Consider the following 17,290-nt stretch of genomic DNA (forward strand, 5'->3'; position numbering starts at 1 on the left):
TCGTTGTTGTCGTTGCCGGCAACGCTCATGCCGGTTTGAACTTGTCCTTGAGCGCGCCCCAGCAGGCGGCGTAGTTCGTGTCCAGCGCGCCGCCGCGCAGCGCCCATTCGGACGGGCGGAAACGCCAGCGGCTCTCGAACATGAAGGCCAGCGTGTGGTCGAGCTTCTGCGGCGTCAGCGCGCGGGTGCTCGCGGCCTCGAAGGCGTCGGCATCGGGGCCATGCGGCACGAGGCAGTTGTGCAGGCTCGCGCCGCCGGGGCGGAAGCCCTCGGGCTTGGCGTCGTACTGGCCGTAGATCAGGCCCATGAACTCGCTCATCACGTTGCGGTGGTACCAGGGCGGACGGAAGGTGTCCTCCTGCACGAGCCAGCGCGGCGGGAAGATCACGAAGTCGCAGTTGGCCGTGCCGGGCGTGTCGCTGGGCGAGGTCAGCACGGTGAAGATCGACGGATCGGGATGATCGAAGCTGATCGAGCCGATCGTCATGAAGGTCTTGGTGTCGTACTTCAGCGGCGTCAGGTTGCCGTGCCACGCCACGACGTTGAACGGCGTGACCGCCTGCTCGTTGCGCCACAGCGCGCCGCCGGTCTTGCGGATGACCTCGTAGGGCGCGCCATCGGGCTCGTGCGCCGCGATGGGGGCGAGGAAGTCGCGCGGATTGGCCAGGCCGTTGGAGCCGATGGGGCCGAGCTCGGGCAGCCGGAACGCGGCGCCGTAGTTCTCGCAGACGTAGCCGCGCGCGCTGCCGCCGTCCATCGCCTCGACGCGGAAATTCACGCCGCGGGGGATCAGCGCGATCTCGCCGGGCGCGACGTCCAGCAGGCCCATCTCCGTGGTCAGGCGCAACGCGCCTTGCTGCGGCACGAGCAGCATCTCGCCGTCCGCGTTCATCAGCGCGCGTCGCGTCATCGGGCGGTTGAACGCGTAGATCAGCGAGGCCATGCCGACCTGCGCGTCCGGGTCGCCGTTGCTGACGATGGTCTTGAGGCTGTCGATGAAATCGACGGCCGGCGAGCCGGCCTGGTCCTCGGGCAGCGGGAACGGATGCCAGCGCAGCGGATCGGGCGGCGCGGCCACGCCGCCGGCGGCGCCGCTGGTCCAGAACGGCTGCTCGTACGCGTGGAAGGCGCCGGTCACGACCGAGGGCTGTCGGCGATAGAGCCAGGTGCGGCGGTTCTCGACGCGCGGCGCGGTGAAGGCGCTGCCCGAGAGCAGCTCGGGATACAGATCCATCGGCGCGCGCTGCGGGCTGTTGCGGCCCAGCGGCAGCGCACCGGCGACGGCCTCGGTCTCGAACTGGTTGCCGAAGCCGCTCTGGTAGCGCAGCGCGGCGGCGGAGTCGCGCGTGGCATCGGCCTCGGCGGACTCGGCGCGGTGAAGGGGATCGGGTGCGTTCATGCTTGTCCTCGTGGGGAAGCGGGGCCCGGGGTGGGGGCATCGATGGAAACGGAATCGGCGGACTCGGCGGAAGTCGCGGAAGGCGCCGTGGGGGCAGTGACGCGGCCAGCCGCGGCCAGCGCCTCCAGCAGCACGTCCTGGCGTCCGATGTGATTGGCCAGCAGCAGGATCAGCCTCGCATTGAACGCGTGGCTGGCGTCGGCGTCCAGGTCCTGGTGCGCTGCCAGCAGGGCTTCGTAGAAGTCGTCGCCGGCATCGAGGTTGGGGGTCGTGATCAACGGCATGTGACCTCCGCGAGGGCGGCGTCGAGCTGCGCGCCGGTGGGTCGAGCAGGCCAGCGCGCGCAGACATGCTGATCGGGACGCAGCAGGACGGCCGCGCCCGGCGCCGCCTGGAAACGCTCGCGAGCGAGGCCCGACGGATCGGCGGCTTCGTCGAGATGCAGCACCAGCGGCGCGTGATCTCCGACCTGATCGCCGGTCTCCTGGGCCGCACCGAAGACCAGCAGCGTGAACCGGCCCGGGCGCATCTGGCGCAGCAGCCAGTCGTCGCGGCCGTCGACACGGATGGGGGCGTCCGGCGCGGGCTGGCCGTACTGCGTGGTCGGCACCGACAGCCGGCCGCTGTTGACCAGCCGTCGCGCGAAGTCGAAGTCCCGGGCCAGCGTCAGCGTCGCATCGCGGAAGACGCGGCTGATCGCGCTCTTGGGCGTGATGAAGTCGGTCGAGCGCGAGGAATTCAGGATGTTCTCGTCCGCGGCGATCTCGCGCTCGCGCGCGTAGCCCTCGAGCAGCGCCTCGGGCGCGCGGCCCGACACGACGGCGGCGAGCCGCCAGGCGAGGTTGTCCGCGTCCTGGATGCCGGAGTTGGCGCCGCGCGCGCCGAAGGGCGACACGCCATGCGCCGCGTCGCCGGCGAAGAGCACGCGGCCGTGCCGGAAGCGATCCATGCGCATGCACGCGAAGGTGTAGACGCTGGCCCACACCAGCTCGATGTCGGGCACCGAGCCGTCGCCGCCGGCGGCGAGCGAGGCCTCCCGCATGAAGGTCCGCACGCGCGGCAGGATGCGATCGGGCTGTTTCTCGAGCTCGGGATCAGCGTCCCAGCCCAGCTGGAAATCGATGCGCCACACGCCGTCGGGCTGCCGATGCAGCAGCACGCTCTGGCCGGGGTGGAAGGGCGGGTCGAACCAGAACCAGCGCTCGGCCGGGAAGGGCGCGTTCATGCGCACGTCGGCGATCAGGAAGCGGTCCTTGAAGCTGCGCCCATGGGTCTCCTGTCCGGTGAGGCGCCGCAGCGTGGACCGCGCGCCGTCGCAGGCGACGATGTGGTCCGCGAGCAGCGTGTAGGGGCCGTCGGGCGTGTCGACGGTCAGCGCGGCGTGGTCCTCGTGCTGGACGAGGCCGCTGACGCCGTGATGCCAGCGCAGGTCGATGAGGGGCAGTTCCAGCGCGCGCTCGACCAGGAAGCCCTCGACGTAGTACTGCTGCAGGTTGATGAAGGCCGGGCGCTGATGGCCGGCTTCGGCGAGCAGGTTGAACTGGTAGACCTGCTGGTCGCGGAAGAAGACGCGGCCCACGCCCCAGGACACGCCCTTGTCGACGAGCCGCTGGCCCACGCCCAGGCGATCGAGGATCTCCAGCGAGCGCTTGGCGAAGCACAGCGCGCGCGAGCCCACCGAGAGGCGGCCGTCGTTGTTGAGCAGCACGACGGGGATGCCCTGCAGCGCGAGGTCGATCGCGGCGCACAGACCCACCGGTCCCGCGCCGACGACGACGACCGGATGCCGCGCGGGCGAGCCGGTGGCGTCCTGGTCCGCGCTGCGGCGGTAGGGGTAGACGACGCGCTGGTAGTCGACGGGCGTGTCCTCGGGGGAGCCCTCACCCCAACCCCTCTCCCGCTTCGCGGGCGAGGGGCCGCTCAGGCTCTCCTGCGGGGCCGAAGGGCCCCCTCGCCCGCGAAGCGGGAGAGGGCGGGGGGTGAGGGCTCCCACGATGACCTCACCCTTCCAAGGTTTGCCACATCTCCTGATCGCGCTGCGCGGTCCAGATGCGCGGGTCGCGGAACTGCGTGACCTCGTCGTAGCAGCGCGTGACGTCGAAGGGCATGCAGTGATCGAAGATGACCCAGTGGCCGTACTTCTGCTTCATCACCGCGTAGGTGTCCTTGTAGACGGCGTTCAGGTCCTTGCCCGCGGCCACGCCGGCCTTCACCGATGCATGCAGGTCGGCGATGAAGGCGCGGGTGCCGGCCAGGCCCTGCGCGACCGATTCAGGCGTGGTCAGCGCCGCGCCGCGGCCGGGCACCAGCGCCGCCGGCTTCAGCGCGGCGAGGTTGTCCAGCGTCTGCGGCCAGTCGGTGAAGTAGGCATCGCCCGCGTAGGGCGTCGCGTCGAACTCCACCAGATCGCCGGAGAAGAGGATGCGCTGCTCGGGCAGCCAGGCGACGGTGTCGCCCTTCGTGTGACCGCGGCCGAGCTGCAGCAGCTGCACTTCCAGCTTGCCCAGCCAGAGGCTCATCGCGCCCTGGAAGGTGATGGTCGGCCAGGTCAGGCCGGCGGGCACCGATTCGACATTGCGGAACAGGCGCGGGAAGCGGCCGATCTCGCTGGCCTTGTCGTGCTCGCCGCGCTCGACGATGAGGTCGTAGGTGTCGCGGCTGGCGATGACGTGTTCGGGCTCATAGGCCGACGCGCCGAGCACGCGCACCGCGTGGTAATGGCTCAGCACGACGTACTTGATGGGCTTGTCGGTGACCTCGCGGATGCGGCGGATGACGTCCTGGGCCATCACCGGCGTGGCCTGCGTGTCGATCACCATCACCGCGTCGTCGCCAATGATGATCCCGGTGTTGGGGTCGCCCTCGGCGGTGTAGGCGTAGGCGTTGTCGCTGAGCTTGACGAAGGAGACCTGCTTCTCCTCGACGTCGGCGTGGCTGGCGAACTGCTTGGTCATGGCGTGTCCCGGGCGTTGGCGGTGAGAGGGCGGGCGAGGGGCGATGGCTCGCGAAATTCAACGAAACGGAATTTGTTCGTTGAAAGCGAATATAGCCGCCTTGCTGAATTCGTTCAACAATAGCGAAATGGGCGTTCAAGACATGGCCGACGACGGCACCGACTCCAGCGACCGCGAGGACCGGCGCGGCATCCAGAGCATCGAGGTGGGCGGGCGGCTGCTGAAAGCGGCGGCCGCGCGCGGGCAGCCGCTGCCGCTGAAGGTGCTGTCGCAGGCCGCGGAGATGAGCCCGGCCAAGGCGCACCCGTATCTCGTGAGCTTCTGCAAGCTGGGGCTGATGCGTCAGGATCCGGCGACCGGGTATTACGGCCTGGGGCCGCTGGCGATGGAGATGGGGCTGATCGGCATCCAGCAGATCGACCCGATCCGGGTGGCGACGGCGCGGCTGGAGTCGCTGGCCGAGGAGATCGGCCACACGGTGGCGATCGCGGTGTGGGGCTCGCAGGGCGCGACGATCGTGCGCACGGCGGCGTCGCCGGCGGCGGTGCACGTGACGATGCGGCATGGAACGGTGGTGTCCTTGTCGGACACCGCGTCCGGACCGCTGTTCGCGGCCTACCGGCCGGCGGTGGAGATCCGGGAGATGCTGGCGCAGGCGCGCCGCAAGGGGCCGTCGGATTTGGCGCGCGTGGGACCGCACGACAAGCCGCGCGAGCTGCCGACTTGGGCCGAGTTCGCGCGGACGCTGGAGGAGATCCGCGGGCGGGGCTTGCACCGCTCGGTGGGCGGGATCGTCGAAGGCGTGAGCGCGCTGGCCGTGCCGGTCTTCGACAGCGATACGCAGATGGTGCTGGCGCTGACGGCGATCGGGCCGTCAGGCGCCTTCGACGCGGCGTGGGACGGCGCGGTCGCGCGCGGGCTCACGGCAGCGGCGACGGCCTTGATGCGCGAGATCGGCGGGCGTCGTCCGGACTGAGCGCCCGGGGCCTCAGCGCGGCGGCGGAACCAGCGAGAACATGTGCGCGTCATGCACCTGACCGTTGGTCTGGATGCGGTTGCGCAGCACGCCTTCATAGAGCGCGCCGGTCTTGATCGCGACGGCGCGGCTGGGTTCATTGCCGACGGCCACGATGATCTCGACGCGCTGGATCTTGAGCGACTCGAAGGCGTAGCGGCTGAGCGAGCGCACGATGGCTGACGCGATGCCGCGTCCCTGGCACGACGCCCGCACCCAGTAGCCGAGGTTGCACAGCGGGTGCACCGTGTTGAAGTGGTTGAGCCCGCCGCCGCCGACGAATTCGCCGGTCTCGGCGTCGAAGATGCCGAGCTCATAGGCGGTGCCGGCCGCGAGGTTCTGCGCGGTGCGCGCAAACCACGCCGCGCCTTCGTCGACGGTGTAGCCCGCATGGGCGAAGCCCAGCCAGCGGCCGACGGTGTCGGCGGATTCACGTGCGGCCGCGACGAACTCGGCGAGGTCTTCCGCGCGATACGGGCGCATCACGAAACGACCCTCGTGAAGCGGCTGGAAGGGCGGACGCGCGGGCTGTCCGTCGTCCCAGACCTCACCGGCCAATTGCTTCGCGCAGGCAAGCATGGATCGGTTGTAGCGCGTCAGCCGTGGAGCGAGCGCGGCCAGCGCGAGGCCGGCGGCTTCGTTGCCGCGGCCCTGCGCGGCATAGGTGAGCGCGAGCAGGGCGCGGGCCTCGTCGTGCAGCGGCCTGTCGTTGCCGGGCTGCATGTGATGGGCGAGCTCCCCGGTGATCAGCGCTTCGCTCTCATCGAGGCGTTGCAGCCAGCGCAGCGTGCTGCCGAGCTGCAGCACCGCGCGCGTGCGTCGATACGGATCCAGTTGACCGGAGGCGAGCGCAGCGCGGTAGAGCGGTTCAGCGTCGGTCTCGAGCCCGGCGGTGTCGCGAGCGCAGGCGCGCTCGAAGAGGGCGCGGCCGTCGGTGTCGGGGCGCTCGGCGGCGATCGCGTCGATCTCGGCGACGAGCTGCGAGCCCGCGAGATTCGGCGCGCGCCGCCAGACGTCGTCGATGCGCAAGGTCCAGGCGTCGTGCAGCGGTGCGGTGGCGGTCATCGGGCCAGTCTAGCCACTGGCGGAGAGGGTGCTGGAAGTCTGCATCACCACCATCGCGATCGTCGCGACGGCCATGGCGGCGGTGGCGCTCCAGCCGAGCACGCGCCACAACGTGGGCATGCGCATCGTGCCGACGATCCTCGGGTGCGAGGCCGCCACCATCACCGCGACCATGATCGGCACCGAGATCACCGCGTTGATCACCGCCGACCAGTACAAGGCCTTGATCGGGTTCAGCCCCGACAGGCTGATCCCCAGCCCGATGCCCATCGCGCTCGTCAGGATCGCGTAGAACGCCCTCGCGTCCTGCGCGGGCCGGTCCAGACCGCGCCGCACACCCGCCAGCGTGGCGACCGCGTACGCGGCCGATCCCGCCAGCACCGGCAGCGCCAGGAACCCCGTGCCGACAATGCCCGCGGCGAATAGCACGAACGCGAACTCCCCGGCGATCGGCTTGAGCGCCTGCGCGGCCTGTGCCGTCGTCTCGATGTCGCGCACCCCGTGCGCGTGCAGCGCAGCCGCCGTCGCGACGATCATGAAGAACGCGATCGCGTTGGAGAACCCCATCCCCACCATCGTGTCGGTGCGCAGCCGCCGGAACTGCGCGGCCGCCTGCTCGGGCGCGACCGCCAACGGCCGGTCGGCCTCGATGCGCCGGATCTCCTCGGCCTCCTGGCTGGCTTGCCAGAAGAACAGATACGGGCTGATCGTCGTGCCGAGAATGGCCACCACCGTCGTGATCGACGCGCGATCCCACGGCATGTCCGGCCACACGAGTGACCGCAAGGCCATCGCCCAATCCGCCTTCGCCGCGAAGCCCACGCCGACGTACGCGAGCAGCGACAGCGTCAGCCACTTGAGCAGCCTCACGTATCGCGCGTAGGGCAGCCAGATCTGCAGCAGCAGCGACAACGCCGCCATCACCACCACATACGCCCCCGCCGCGCCGCCGACCGCCAGGTGCATCGCATCGCCCATCGCGCTCAAATCGGCGCCCAGGTTGATCACGTTGGCCACCACCAGCAAGGTCACCAGCCCCAGCACCACGGCGCGCGGGCACAGCTTGGACAGGTTCTCCGTCAGACCCTTGCCGGTGATGCGCCCGATGCGCGCGCTGGCCAGTTGGATCCCCACCATCAGCGGCCAGGTCACCAGGATCGTCCACCCCACCGCGTACCCGTACTGCGCACCCGCCTGCGAATACGTGGCGATGCCGCTCGGGTCGTCATCCGCGGCGCCCGTGATCAGACCAGGACCCAGCTTCGTCCACCAAGGGCCGGTGATCGGGGCGCTGTCTGGACCGTCGGACGGAGCGCTCGCGGCCGAGACCGACACCCCTTTCCGCTCAGATGCCTCCGCACGCTCGGCATTCGCTCCCAGGGGCATCGGCCTCTCCCGCTTCCAGTGACGAGGGCTGTCGTCGACACCTCGGTGTCGACGTCCTGCAGAACGGAAGGCAAGCGTGGTGCCCGGTCTAGCGCTCGAACACCACCCCCTTCACCGGCAGCGACGGCGCCTGCCACGCATAGCTCGGGCTCAGCACGTTGCGCTCGTCATGCATGCCCGACCAGCGCAGGCTCAGCAGCTCGGCGAGCGTCCAGCCCGCCCAGTCCGCGCGGAAGGGCCGCGCGGCCGTCGACGCGTCGAATCCCGGCCCGCTGCGCCACAGCAGCGCCGGAATGCGGTAACCCGACGCCGTGCCCGGGCTGTGCCCCGCATGGTCCAGGCTGTGGCCGACCTCCTGCCCATGGTCCGACAGGAACATCCACGCGCCCCGCTCATCGTCCGTCAGGTGCGATCGCGTCAGCGACAAGGTCCGCGCGACGATGCGGTCGTGATACCGGATCGCCGCGTCGTAGTCCTGGCGGAACTCGCGCACCCACGCGGCGCGGCCCTCGCGCGTCATCGCGGCATCCACCGCGTCGCCGCCGGCATCGAAGGGATGCTCATTGGCCGGCATCCGCAGCCGGTAATGCGGATGCGCGCCCAGCAGGTGCACCACCACCAGCTTGCGCGGCGCCGGATCGGCCAGCGCGCGTTCGACCTCGTCCAGCAACTCCTCGTCCAGCGACCCCGACGAGCGTCCCGGCTGCCGGTTGATCATCTCCACCGTGTCGGCCAGCCGCGCATGCTGCTGGTCCACCGCCACGTCATCGTGGTTGCTGATCCACCAGACCTTGTAGCCCGCGCTGCGCGCCAGCGCCAGCACGTGCTGCGTGCGGCCGGCGGGATCGTCCTCATCGCGCTCGCCGAAGCTGAACAGCCCGCTCAGCGAGGCCACCGTCGTGGCCTGCGTGGACCAGGCGTGGCGCAAGGTCAGCCATCGCGCGCGCTCCTCGCGGCTCAGCGCGATCAGCTGCGGCGTCGTCGGACGCGCGTAGCCATACAGGCTCATGTTGTCGCGGTTGACGCTCTCGCCCAGCACCAGCATCACCGTGGCGGGCCCGGTCGCCGAGATCGCCGGCGTGGCGGCGCGCGCGTTGCGCATCAGCTGCTCGCGCTGGGTCTGCTGATCGGCCCAGGTCGCGCGCAGGTCGGCCACCTGCTGCGTCCACGCGGGCCAGAACAGCAGCGGGTGATGTCGCCGCCACGGCTTGCTCAGGTGGGCGAGGGCGCACAGCAGCAGCACCGCCACGAGCGCGATCCGCGCCGGACGTGAGAGTGTCAGGTCGCCCCGCGTGGCGCGGCGGATCGCGAGACCCGTCGCCGCGAGCGCCACCAGCAGCGCGACGACCGCCATCGCCAGCAACGGGCCCTGCGAGGCGAGGTACTCCATCGACTCGCGCGGCGTCGTGTTGGCCGCGGCCGCGAGCACCAGCGAGCTGTCCGGCGCGGCCTGGTAATGGTGCTGGAGGAACGCGCGCAACGCGCCGTCGATCAGGAAGGACAGGATCGCGATGAACACGGCGATCGCGCGCACGCGGCGCCAGATCGGGCGCTCGATCGGCCAGCACAGCCACAGCAGCGCGGGCAGCGCCAGCATCGCCATCTGCAGCGCGCGCCGGCCGTCGTGGCCGGCAACGATCGCCGCACCGCTCGCAGCGCTCAGGCACAGCACCGGGAGCCACCGGCGGATCGCGGTGGAAAACGTCATCGAAGGGACCCTCACAGCAGCGGGCGCAGCACTTTCCAGACGTTGTCCAGCATCACCGGATGGGCCTTGGCCAGCGGATGGATGCGGTCGCCCTGGAACCAGTCGGCGGCGTCGGCCCGATCGGCCACGCCCGCGAGCAGGAAGGGCTGCAGCGGCACGCGCTCGTCCTGCGCGACCGTCTTGAAGCTGTTCTCGAAGTCGCGTGCATAGCTCGCGCCCATGTTCGGCGGGATCTGCATGCCCACCAGCATCACCTTGGCGCCCGCTGCCTTGCCCGCCTGCACGATCGCCGCGAGGTTCTCGCGGGTCATCTTCAGCGGCAGCCCGCGCAGCGCGTCGTTGCCGCCCAGCTCCACGATCAGATGCGTGGGCTTGTGCTGCGTGAGCAGCGCCGGCAGCCGCGAGCGGCCCCCCGAGGTCGTGTCGCCGCTGATGCTGGCGTTGATCACCTCCGCGCTCAGCTTCTGCGCGCGCAGGCGCTGATCGAGCAGCGCGACCCAGCCGCTGCCGCGGGCCAAGCCGTATTCGGCCGACAGGCTGTCGCCCAGCACCAGGATGCGGCGGGTCGACGCGCTGGTGGCTTTGCCCGTGTCGGCGGCCCGTTCGGGCTTGCCTTGCGCCGCGACAGGCCCGGCCAGGGTCCCCGCGGCGGCGAGGGTCAGGACACAGGCGCTACAGTGCAGGATCCATTCACGGCGGCGCATCTGCGGTTGATTCATGGTTCAGAACATCCTCGAAGTCGATCACGTCAGCAAGTCGGTCCAGGATGCCGACGGCGTGCTGACCATTCTGCATGACATCAATTTCCAGCTGCAGGCCCGGGAATCCGTCGCCATCGTCGGCGCGTCGGGCTCGGGCAAGAGCACGCTGCTGTCCATCCTCGCGGGCCTGGACACGCCCACGCAAGGCACCGTGCGGCTGCGCGGCCAGGACATGTTCGCGCTGGACGAGGACGGCCGTGCAGCGCTGCGCGGCGCGCACCTCGGGTTCGTGTTCCAGAGCTTCCAGCTGCTGTCGCACCTGACCGCGCTGGAGAACGTCATGCTGCCGCTGGAGCTGCGCGGTGAGCGCGATGCCCGCGCACAGGCCCGGCAGATGCTGGAACGCGTCGGGCTGGGGCAGCGCCTGTCGCATTACCCGCGCGTGCTCTCCGGCGGCGAGCAGCAACGCGTGGCGCTGGCCCGCGCCTTCGTGCAGCAACCGGCGCTGCTGCTGGCCGACGAGCCCACCGGCAGCCTGGACTACGCCACCGGCGAGCAGGTCATGGCGCTGATGTTCGAGCTCAACCGCGAGCTGGGTACCACGCTCGTCATGGTCACGCACGACCAGTCCATCGCCGCGCGCTGTGAGCGCCAGCTGAAGATTTCGGCCGGGCATCTGCAGGACATCACGATGGCGGACCTGCCCGCGTAAGCCGAACAGGCCGGACAGGGCGGACAGGGCGCGCTTCAGGCGCTTCCAGCGCGCTGCGCCCGCTCGCGCAGTCGGCGGCGGCGCTCGAGCCGGATCACCGCCCACCAGCCGATGTAGACGATCACGTAGAGGCACACGCCCAGCACGACCCCCGCCAGCGGCAGTCCCACCAGCAGCGGCGTGCCCAGCTCCGACAGCCATTGGCTCAGCGCGGGCCACCAGCTCGCCGGGTCGCCCCAGTTCAGCGCCAGCTCCTTGGGCGCGGAGATCGGCCCGTGGATGCCCAGCACCTGGCGGCCCAGGAAGATCGCCAGCGTCCAGATCGGCACCAGCGTCAGCGGATTCGTCAGCCAGGTCGCGGCGATCGCCGCGGCCACGTTGGCCCGGCAGGCGATGGCCGCGACCGCGGCCAGCAGCATCTGCGTGGGCAAGGGGATCACACCGACCGCCAGCCCCAGTCCCGCGCCGAGCGCGACCCGGCGGCGATGCGCCACCCACAGCCAGGGACGCTCCTTCAGGTAATGGCCGAGCCACTTCAGGCCCTTGGTCTGCTCGAGGGCTTCGGGCGAGGGCAGCAGGCGTCGTGCGAGTCGGGAAGCCGTCATTGGGGGGAGCATCAGATGTGAAAAGCCCGCGCGGCTGACACGCAGCGGCGCGGGCTTCGAACGGTACAGCAAAGACCGGTCGGTTCGGCGATCAGTTCGCGGAGAACTTGTAGTCGGTCTTGGCCTTGCTGCGCAGTTCTTCCTGGAACTCCGCGACCTTCTGCTGCTGCATGCGCTGGATGATCTGGCCCTTGACGTCGTCGAAGGCCGGGAACTGCGCCTGACGCGTCTCTTCCAGCTTGATGATGTGGAAGCCGAATTGCGACTTCACCGGCTCCTGCGTCATCTCGCCGGCCTTGAGCTTGGCCATCGCGGCGCCGAACTCGGGCACGTAGGCGTCCGGTGCGGACCAGCCCAGGTCGCCGCCGTTCTGGGCGGAACCGGTGTCCTTGGAGTTCTTGGTCGCGACGTCCTCGAACTTCGCGCCGCCGTTCAGCTGCTTGATCAGCGCCTTGGCTTCGTCTTCCTTCTCGACCAGGATGTGGCGAGCGTGGAATTCGGTGCCGGTGGCCTGCGCCTTGAACTTGTCGTACTCGACCTTGGCATCCGCCTCGGTGACCGGGTTCTTCTTGGCGTAGTCGGCGAACAGCTCGCGGATCAGCAGCGATTGACGCGTCAGCTCCATCTGGTTCTTGTAGTCGTCGGTCTTGTTCAGGCCGCGCTTCTCGGCTTCCTGCAGGAAGATCTCGCGCAGGACGACTTCATCCTTGACCTTGCTTTCCATCTCCGGGCTGCGCGGCTGGCCAGACTTGGTGATCTGGCTGATCAGCACGTCGGCGCGGGCCTTGGGCACCGGCTTGCCGTTCACGATCGCGATGTTCTGGGCCAGGGCCGGCATGGACACGGCGCCGATGGCCGCCACGGTGGCGGCAAGCACAAACTTCTTCATGATGGGTAAAGGGCCTTTCGACTCCCGGGTGAGCGTGAACGCTCCAAAACAAAGCGCCGGCAGGCGGCGCTACTGAGGACCTTGTTTCTGCTGCTCGTCGGGCGCGCGAGCCTCGATGGCCAGTGCGTGTATGCCCTTCTGCATCAGATCGGCGAGGGCATCATATACGAGCCGATGCCGCGCCACCCTGGGTAAACCGGCAAAGCGCGAGCTCACGATTTCGAGGTAGTAATGCCCGCCTTCACGCGCGCCGGCATGCCCGGCGTGATGCGCGGAATCGTCCCGCAGACGCAGCAGCGTCGGGTTCAGCGCGGCGCGCAGGCGGGCGTCGATCTCCACCGACGGCGTGGCCGCCGGATTGGATTTCTCCCCGGATCCATCGTGCGCGCTCATCGCTTGGGCTCCTCGACGACGGTGTCCTCGTCCTGCGGCAGATGGCGGCTCATGTAGATGCCCTGGCCCAGCATGAACGCGATCATCAGACCGGTGCCGCCGAAGACCTTGAAGTTGGCCCAGGCCTCGGTGCTGAACGAGTAAGCGACGTAAAGATTCGCAAAACCCATCGCCGCGAAGAACACGATCCACGCGCGGTTCAGGCGCGTCCAGATCACGTCAGGCAGGTGCAGCTCCTTGCCGAGCATCTGACGCAGCAGGTCGCGGCCCAGCAGCCGGCTGATCAGGATCGCGGCCGAGAACAGCCAGTAGACCAACGTCGGCTTCCACTTGATGAACGCTTCGTTGTGGAAGTAGACGGTCGCCGCGCCCAGCGTGACCACCAGCCCGAGGCTGATCCACAGCATCAGGTCGACCTTGCGGCCGCGCAGCTTCAGGAACAGCACCTGGGCGATGGTCGCGGCCATCACGACGACGGTGGCCAGCAGGACGGGGGCCTCGGTGGGACCGACCTTGCCGCCCGAGACCAGGAAACCCAGGTGCTCGGTGGCGAAGGCCGCTGCCCAGTCCGGTTGTCGATCGGCGTACTTGAACGTGACGAAGAACAGCAGGAGCGGCAGGAAATCGAGCAACAGCTTCATTCAGGGACCAGTGTCGGCAGCGCTCAGCGCTGGGGCTCGAAGTCTATCGCGGCCGAATTGATGCAGAAGCGCTCGCCCGTCGGATCGGGACCATCGGGAAAGACGTGGCCCAGGTGGGTGCCGCACTTGTTGCAGCGCACCTCGACGCGGACCATGCCATGCGTCTCGTCCACGACGCGCTCGACGACCTCGGCGTTGATCGGCTCGTAATAGCTGGGCCAGCCGCAGCCGGCGTCGAACTTGGTGTCGGCCTGGAACAGCGGCGTGCCGCATCCGACGCAGTTGTAGCGGCCGGCTTCCCAGTGGTCCCAGTACTTGCCGGTGAAGGCGCGCTCGGTGGCGGCGTGGCGGGCGACCTGGTACTGCGTCGGGTCGAGTTGCTCGCGCCACTCGGCATCGGTCTTCTTGACCGGGTATTCGGTGTCGCGATCGCGCTCGTGCGTGGTCGCGTTCTGGGTGAACTTGTCGTAGCGGCTCATGATGAACAGGAAACCTCCAGCGTTTGCGCCCAGCTGGGCGGGAAGTCGGCGTCGGACGCCTGCGCGGGTTCGTCGAAGGGACGGCGCAGCACGTCCAGCAGCCGGCGCGTCTCGTCGAAGTCGCCGGCCTCGGCCCGCTGGATCGCCGTCTCGGCGAGGTGGTTTCTCAGCACCACCGCCGGATTGACCGCGTTCATCCGTCGGGCACGGGTCGCAAGTGCGTCCGCCGGCTCGATCTTCAAGCGCTCGGCGTAACGCGAGGCCCAGGCATCGAACGCGGCGCGGTCCAGGAACAGGTCGCGCACGGACGCGTTGACCGCAGCGTCCACCGGCTGTCGCGGGTCGAAACCGGCCAGGCGGCGGTGGGCGATCGTGTAATCGGTGCGATGCGCGGCGAGCAGCCGCAGCCAGTCGTCGATCAGCGGGCCGTCCTCGTCGCGTTCGTCCACGTCCGGCGACAGACCGAGCTTGGCGCGCATCGCGCCGAGCAGCGTCTGGCCGAAGCGCTCGCGGTAGATCTCCAGCGACTCGATCAGCTCATCGCCGGCGGCCTCGGCGTCGGTGTCGACATTGGGCATCAGCGGCAGCAGCGCCTGCGCCAGCGCGTGCAGGTTCCAGAACGCGACCTGCGGCTGGCGGGCGAAGGCGTAGCGGCCCTGGTGATCCGAGTGGTTGCAGATGTGGCCCGGATCGAAGCCGTCCATGAAGCCGAAGGGGCCGTAGTCGATGGTCAGGCCCAGCATGGACATGTTGTCCGTGTTCATCACGCCGTGCATGAAACCGACCGCCTGCCATCGCGCGACGAGCTCGGCCGTCTGCGCGGCCACCTTCGCCAGCGCGGCGGTGACCGGGTTGGGCGCGTCGGCGCACTCGGGCGCGTGGTGGCGCAGGAAGTAGTCGAAGAGCTCGCGCGTGCGCGGCTCCATGCCGTGATGGGTGAAGTGCTCGAAGTGGCCGAAGCGCAGGAAGCTCGGCGCGACGCGCGTGACGACCGCACCGGTCTCGACGCGCTCTCGCTGCACCTTCAGCGATGTGGATCCGGTGATGGCGAGGGCGCGCGTGGTCGGGATGCCGAGCGCGGCCATCGCCTCGGAGCACAGGAACTCGCGGATCGAGGACCGCAGCACGGCGCGGCCGTCGCCGCGGCGGGAGTAGGGCGTCAGGCCGGCGCCCTTGAGCTGCAGCTCGAAGTGACCGTTGGGTCCGTGGATGCCGCCCAGCAGCAGCGCGCGGCCATCGCCGAGCTGGCCGGCCCAGACGCCGAACTGGTGGCCGCTGTAGACGGTGGCCAGCGGCTTCATGCCGGGCAGTGGGGCGTTGCCGCTGAACGCGGCGAGCATCTCGGGGCGGGTCCACCAGTCTTGCGGCCAGCCGAGGAGCTCGGCGCAGTCGGGGCTGGTGGCGACCCAGTGCGGGTCGGGCAGGCCGGTGCCGGGGAGCTCGGTGTAGAAATCGGGACCCAGGCTCGCGTAGCGATGGGTCCAACGGCCGGTCTCGGCCGCCTGCAAGGGCGCGTTCATCGCGGCAGTTTACCGAGGGGCCCTTGGCCCTGTCGGCGCCAGGGCGGCGCTGATGAGATGGCTCGGTCGGACTCCCTCTCCTGCGGAGCGGGAGAGGGTGGGGGTGAGGGCTGGTGGCAGGGCTCGCTGTGCCGCACGAGCCCTCACCCCCCGCCCTCTCCCGCTTCGCGGGCGAGGGGGCTGGAGGGCAGTCCCCGCCTCGAGGGGCCTTAGCCCAGCTTGAAGCTCGCCACCGCGTCGACCAATTGCGCCGACTGGTCTTTCAGCGACTCCGCTGCCGCTGCGGATTCCTCCACCAGTGCCGCGTTCTGCTGCGTCATCTGATCGAGCTGACGCACGGCCTGACCGATCTCGCCCAGCGTCAGCGACTGCGCCGCGCTCGACGAGGAGATCTCGCCAATGATCCGCGTCACGCGCTCGACGCTGGTGACGATCTCTCGCATCGTCGCGCCGGTCTCGCCGACCAGGCGGCTGCCGCCGTCCACGCGCTCCACCGACGCCGAGATCAGCGACTTGATCTCCTTGGCCGCCTCCGCGCTGCGCTGCGCCAGCGAGCGCACCTCACCGGCCACCACCGCGAAACCACGTCCCTGCTCGCCAGCGCGCGCGGCCTCGACCGCCGCGTTCAACGCCAGGATGTTGGTCTGGAACGCGATGCCGTCGATGACGCCGATGATGTCGGCGATCTTGTTGGACGACTGCTGGATCTCGTTCATCGTCGCCACGACCTGCTCGACCATCGCGCCGCCGCGGCCCGCCACCTGCGACGCGGTCTGCGCCAGGCCGTCGGCCTCGCGCGCGGAGTCCGCGTTGAGCTTCACTCCCTCGCTGAGCTGGGCCATCGCCGCGCCGGTTTCCTCGAGGCTGCTCGCGGCCTGCTCGGTGCGGTTGGACAGGTCGGCGTTGCCGGTGGCGATCTCCGACGACGCATGACGGACCTGGTCCGCCGCCGAGCGCACGCCGGCGATCGTCGCGGCCAGGCGCTGCTGCATCTCCTGCAGCGAGCGGCGCAGCGTGGCGACCTCATCGGTCCCGTCTAGCGCGGCGACACGGCGGCTCAAGTCGCCGTCGGCGATCGCCTGGCTCAGCGATTGCGCCTCGGCCAGCGGCTCCGTCACCGACCGCGTGATCACCAGCGCGATGCCCACGCCCAGCGCGATGGCCACGACCATCAGCGAGATGACCAGGTTGCGGGTGCTCTCGGCCTCGGCCTGCGCTTCCTTGCGCGCGTCCTGCAGCAGGTCGCGAGTGTGTTCGGCGAACCGGTCGATCGCGGCGAGGTAGTCGTTCATCGCCGGGATCAGCTGAGAGGCCGCGACCTGCTTGACGTCCTGACCGCCTTCCTTGGCCTTGACGGTGGCGTCGCGCGCATCCTGGTACTTCTTGCGCGCCGCGCCGATCTCGTCGATCAGCTTGTTGCCCACCGGCTCGGTGATGCTCTTGTCGAGCTCTTCCTGGATCTTGTCGATGCGGGCCGACAACTCCTTGGACCGCGCGGTGAAGGTCTTCACGAAGGCCTCGTCCTCGACGACCAGCGCGACGATGCGGCGCTGGATGTTGCCCTCGGTCAGGCCGGACCACTGGCGCGACAGCTCCAGCGTGTGCATGTCGACCTCGACGAGGCGCTCGATGCGCTGATGCAGCATCGACACGCGCACCACGCCCACGGTGGAGGCCACGGCCATCAGCACGATCACCAGCGCGAAGCCGGCCAGCACGCGGCTGCGCAGCCGCCAACGGTTCAAGTTCAGCATCTCGGGAATCCTTCTTCTGCAGGCTCGGACCGGCCCTGGCGCCGGTCGTGTCAGCCTTGAAATGTTTCT

At 69.6% G+C, this 17,290-nt stretch carries 17 protein-coding genes; 2 read left to right on the forward strand and 15 right to left on the reverse strand.

Annotation, left to right across the window (positions count from 1 at the left end; genetic code table 11):
• Positions 1–25: 25 nt before the first annotated feature.
• The 4 genes from hmgA to ACNI65_RS04985 are packed head-to-tail and all read right to left on the reverse strand — an operon-like array spanning position 26 to position 4,353.
• On the reverse strand, positions 26–1,399 hold the full coding sequence (gene hmgA / locus ACNI65_RS04970) for a homogentisate 1,2-dioxygenase (protein WP_416761529.1): 1,374 nt from the start codon (positions 1,397–1,399) through the stop codon (positions 26–28).
• Positions 1,396–1,683, reverse strand: coding sequence for a DUF2783 domain-containing protein (locus tag ACNI65_RS04975; RefSeq protein ID WP_416761530.1), 288 nt, complete (start codon positions 1,681–1,683; stop codon positions 1,396–1,398). Before ACNI65_RS04975 ends, hmgA begins: the two co-directional genes overlap by 4 nt.
• On the reverse strand, positions 1,674–3,392 hold the full coding sequence (locus ACNI65_RS04980; protein WP_416761532.1) for an FAD-dependent oxidoreductase: 1,719 nt from the start codon (positions 3,390–3,392) through the stop codon (positions 1,674–1,676). The genes ACNI65_RS04975 and ACNI65_RS04980 overlap by 10 nt, the downstream gene beginning before the upstream one ends.
• 7 nt (positions 3,393–3,399) lie before the next feature.
• Positions 3,400–4,353, reverse strand: coding sequence for an MBL fold metallo-hydrolase (locus ACNI65_RS04985; protein ID WP_416761533.1), 954 nt, complete (start codon positions 4,351–4,353; stop codon positions 3,400–3,402).
• 127 nt (positions 4,354–4,480) lie between these two features.
• Between ACNI65_RS04985 and ACNI65_RS04990 the strand changes: the two genes are divergently transcribed.
• Positions 4,481–5,329 (forward strand): IclR family transcriptional regulator, encoded by an 849-nt coding sequence (locus ACNI65_RS04990; RefSeq protein WP_416761534.1) that lies wholly within the window; start codon positions 4,481–4,483, stop codon positions 5,327–5,329.
• A gap of 12 nt (positions 5,330–5,341) precedes the next feature.
• On the opposite strand, the gene ACNI65_RS04995 is transcribed toward ACNI65_RS04990, so the two are convergent.
• The 4 genes from ACNI65_RS04995 to ACNI65_RS05010 form a co-directional block, all read right to left on the reverse strand.
• Positions 5,342–6,433, reverse strand: coding sequence for a tetratricopeptide repeat protein (locus ACNI65_RS04995; protein WP_416761535.1), 1,092 nt, complete (start codon positions 6,431–6,433; stop codon positions 5,342–5,344).
• Positions 6,434–6,442: 9 nt separating this feature from the next.
• Entirely contained in the window at positions 6,443–7,768 is a 1,326-nt protein-coding gene (locus ACNI65_RS05000) for an NRAMP family divalent metal transporter (RefSeq protein ID WP_416761536.1), read from the reverse strand.
• Positions 7,769–7,907: 139 nt separating this feature from the next.
• Positions 7,908–9,527 carry a sulfatase-like hydrolase/transferase gene (locus ACNI65_RS05005; RefSeq protein WP_416761537.1) on the reverse strand — a complete coding sequence of 540 codons (1,620 nt, stop codon included), beginning with the start codon at positions 9,525–9,527 and terminating at the stop codon, positions 7,908–7,910.
• Between the two features lie 11 nt (positions 9,528–9,538).
• Complete coding sequence (locus ACNI65_RS05010) at positions 9,539–10,246, reverse strand: arylesterase (RefSeq protein ID WP_416761539.1); 708 nt, start codon at positions 10,244–10,246, stop codon at positions 9,539–9,541.
• Between ACNI65_RS05010 and ACNI65_RS05015 the strand changes: the two genes are divergently transcribed.
• Positions 10,245–10,940 carry an ABC transporter ATP-binding protein gene (locus tag ACNI65_RS05015; RefSeq protein ID WP_416761541.1) on the forward strand — a complete coding sequence of 232 codons (696 nt, stop codon included), beginning with the start codon at positions 10,245–10,247 and terminating at the stop codon, positions 10,938–10,940. The two genes, ACNI65_RS05010 and ACNI65_RS05015, sit on opposite strands and share 2 nt — an antisense overlap.
• Positions 10,941–10,975: 35 nt before the next feature.
• On the opposite strand, the gene ACNI65_RS05020 is transcribed toward ACNI65_RS05015, so the two are convergent.
• The 7 genes from ACNI65_RS05020 to ACNI65_RS05050 all read right to left on the reverse strand — a co-directional run bounded on the left by ACNI65_RS05020 (position 10,976) and on the right by ACNI65_RS05050 (position 17,221).
• Complete coding sequence (locus ACNI65_RS05020) at positions 10,976–11,545, reverse strand: DUF2062 domain-containing protein (protein ID WP_416761542.1); 570 nt, start codon at positions 11,543–11,545, stop codon at positions 10,976–10,978.
• 91 nt (positions 11,546–11,636) lie between these two features.
• Entirely contained in the window at positions 11,637–12,434 is a 798-nt protein-coding gene (locus tag ACNI65_RS05025) for a peptidylprolyl isomerase (protein ID WP_416761543.1), read from the reverse strand.
• 69 nt (positions 12,435–12,503) lie between these two features.
• Complete coding sequence (locus ACNI65_RS05030; protein WP_416761545.1) at positions 12,504–12,827, reverse strand: BolA family protein; 324 nt, start codon at positions 12,825–12,827, stop codon at positions 12,504–12,506.
• The gene (locus ACNI65_RS05035) at positions 12,824–13,468 is read right to left on the reverse strand and encodes a septation protein A (protein WP_416761547.1); all 645 of its coding nucleotides are present in this window, start codon (positions 13,466–13,468) and stop codon (positions 12,824–12,826) included. The genes ACNI65_RS05030 and ACNI65_RS05035 overlap by 4 nt, the downstream gene beginning before the upstream one ends.
• Positions 13,469–13,491: 23 nt before the next feature.
• On the reverse strand, positions 13,492–13,947 hold the full coding sequence (gene msrB / locus ACNI65_RS05040) for a peptide-methionine (R)-S-oxide reductase MsrB (protein ID WP_416761548.1): 456 nt from the start codon (positions 13,945–13,947) through the stop codon (positions 13,492–13,494).
• The gene (locus ACNI65_RS05045) at positions 13,944–15,467 is read right to left on the reverse strand and encodes a protein adenylyltransferase SelO (RefSeq protein WP_416761549.1); all 1,524 of its coding nucleotides are present in this window, start codon (positions 15,465–15,467) and stop codon (positions 13,944–13,946) included. Before ACNI65_RS05045 ends, msrB begins: the two co-directional genes overlap by 4 nt.
• A 209-nt stretch (positions 15,468–15,676) precedes the next feature.
• Positions 15,677–17,221, reverse strand: coding sequence for a methyl-accepting chemotaxis protein (locus ACNI65_RS05050; protein ID WP_416761550.1), 1,545 nt, complete (start codon positions 17,219–17,221; stop codon positions 15,677–15,679).
• Positions 17,222–17,290: the final 69 nt, after the last annotated feature.

Source organism: Roseateles sp. So40a (assembly GCF_048081605.1).
Classification (GTDB): Bacteria; Pseudomonadota; Gammaproteobacteria; order Burkholderiales; family Burkholderiaceae_C; genus Roseateles.

Excerpts from the sequence above, each read along its gene's own strand:
- ACNI65_RS05030 (WP_416761545.1), bottom strand. The coding sequence starts at position 12,827 with ATGAGCGCGCACGATGGATCCGGGGAGAAATCCAATCCGGCGGCCACG.
- ACNI65_RS04995 (WP_416761535.1), bottom strand. The coding sequence starts at position 6,433 with ATGACCGCCACCGCACCGCTGCACGACGCCTGGACCTTGCGCATCGAC.
- msrB (WP_416761548.1), bottom strand. The coding sequence starts at position 13,947 with ATGAGCCGCTACGACAAGTTCACCCAGAACGCGACCACGCACGAGCGC.
- hmgA (WP_416761529.1), bottom strand. The coding sequence starts at position 1,399 with ATGAACGCACCCGATCCCCTTCACCGCGCCGAGTCCGCCGAGGCCGAT.
- ACNI65_RS05005 (WP_416761537.1), bottom strand. The coding sequence starts at position 9,527 with ATGACGTTTTCCACCGCGATCCGCCGGTGGCTCCCGGTGCTGTGCCTG.
- ACNI65_RS05035 (WP_416761547.1), bottom strand. The coding sequence starts at position 13,468 with ATGAAGCTGTTGCTCGATTTCCTGCCGCTCCTGCTGTTCTTCGTCACG.
- ACNI65_RS05015 (WP_416761541.1), top strand. The coding sequence starts at position 10,245 with ATGGTTCAGAACATCCTCGAAGTCGATCACGTCAGCAAGTCGGTCCAG.
- ACNI65_RS04975 (WP_416761530.1), bottom strand. The coding sequence starts at position 1,683 with ATGCCGTTGATCACGACCCCCAACCTCGATGCCGGCGACGACTTCTAC.
- ACNI65_RS04990 (WP_416761534.1), top strand. The coding sequence starts at position 4,481 with ATGGGCGTTCAAGACATGGCCGACGACGGCACCGACTCCAGCGACCGC.
- ACNI65_RS05010 (WP_416761539.1), bottom strand. The coding sequence starts at position 10,246 with ATGAATCAACCGCAGATGCGCCGCCGTGAATGGATCCTGCACTGTAGC.
- ACNI65_RS05020 (WP_416761542.1), bottom strand. The coding sequence starts at position 11,545 with ATGACGGCTTCCCGACTCGCACGACGCCTGCTGCCCTCGCCCGAAGCC.
- ACNI65_RS05050 (WP_416761550.1), bottom strand. The coding sequence starts at position 17,221 with ATGCTGAACTTGAACCGTTGGCGGCTGCGCAGCCGCGTGCTGGCCGGC.
- ACNI65_RS04985 (WP_416761533.1), bottom strand. The coding sequence starts at position 4,353 with ATGACCAAGCAGTTCGCCAGCCACGCCGACGTCGAGGAGAAGCAGGTC.
- ACNI65_RS05045 (WP_416761549.1), bottom strand. The coding sequence starts at position 15,467 with ATGAACGCGCCCTTGCAGGCGGCCGAGACCGGCCGTTGGACCCATCGC.
- ACNI65_RS05025 (WP_416761543.1), bottom strand. The coding sequence starts at position 12,434 with ATGAAGAAGTTTGTGCTTGCCGCCACCGTGGCGGCCATCGGCGCCGTG.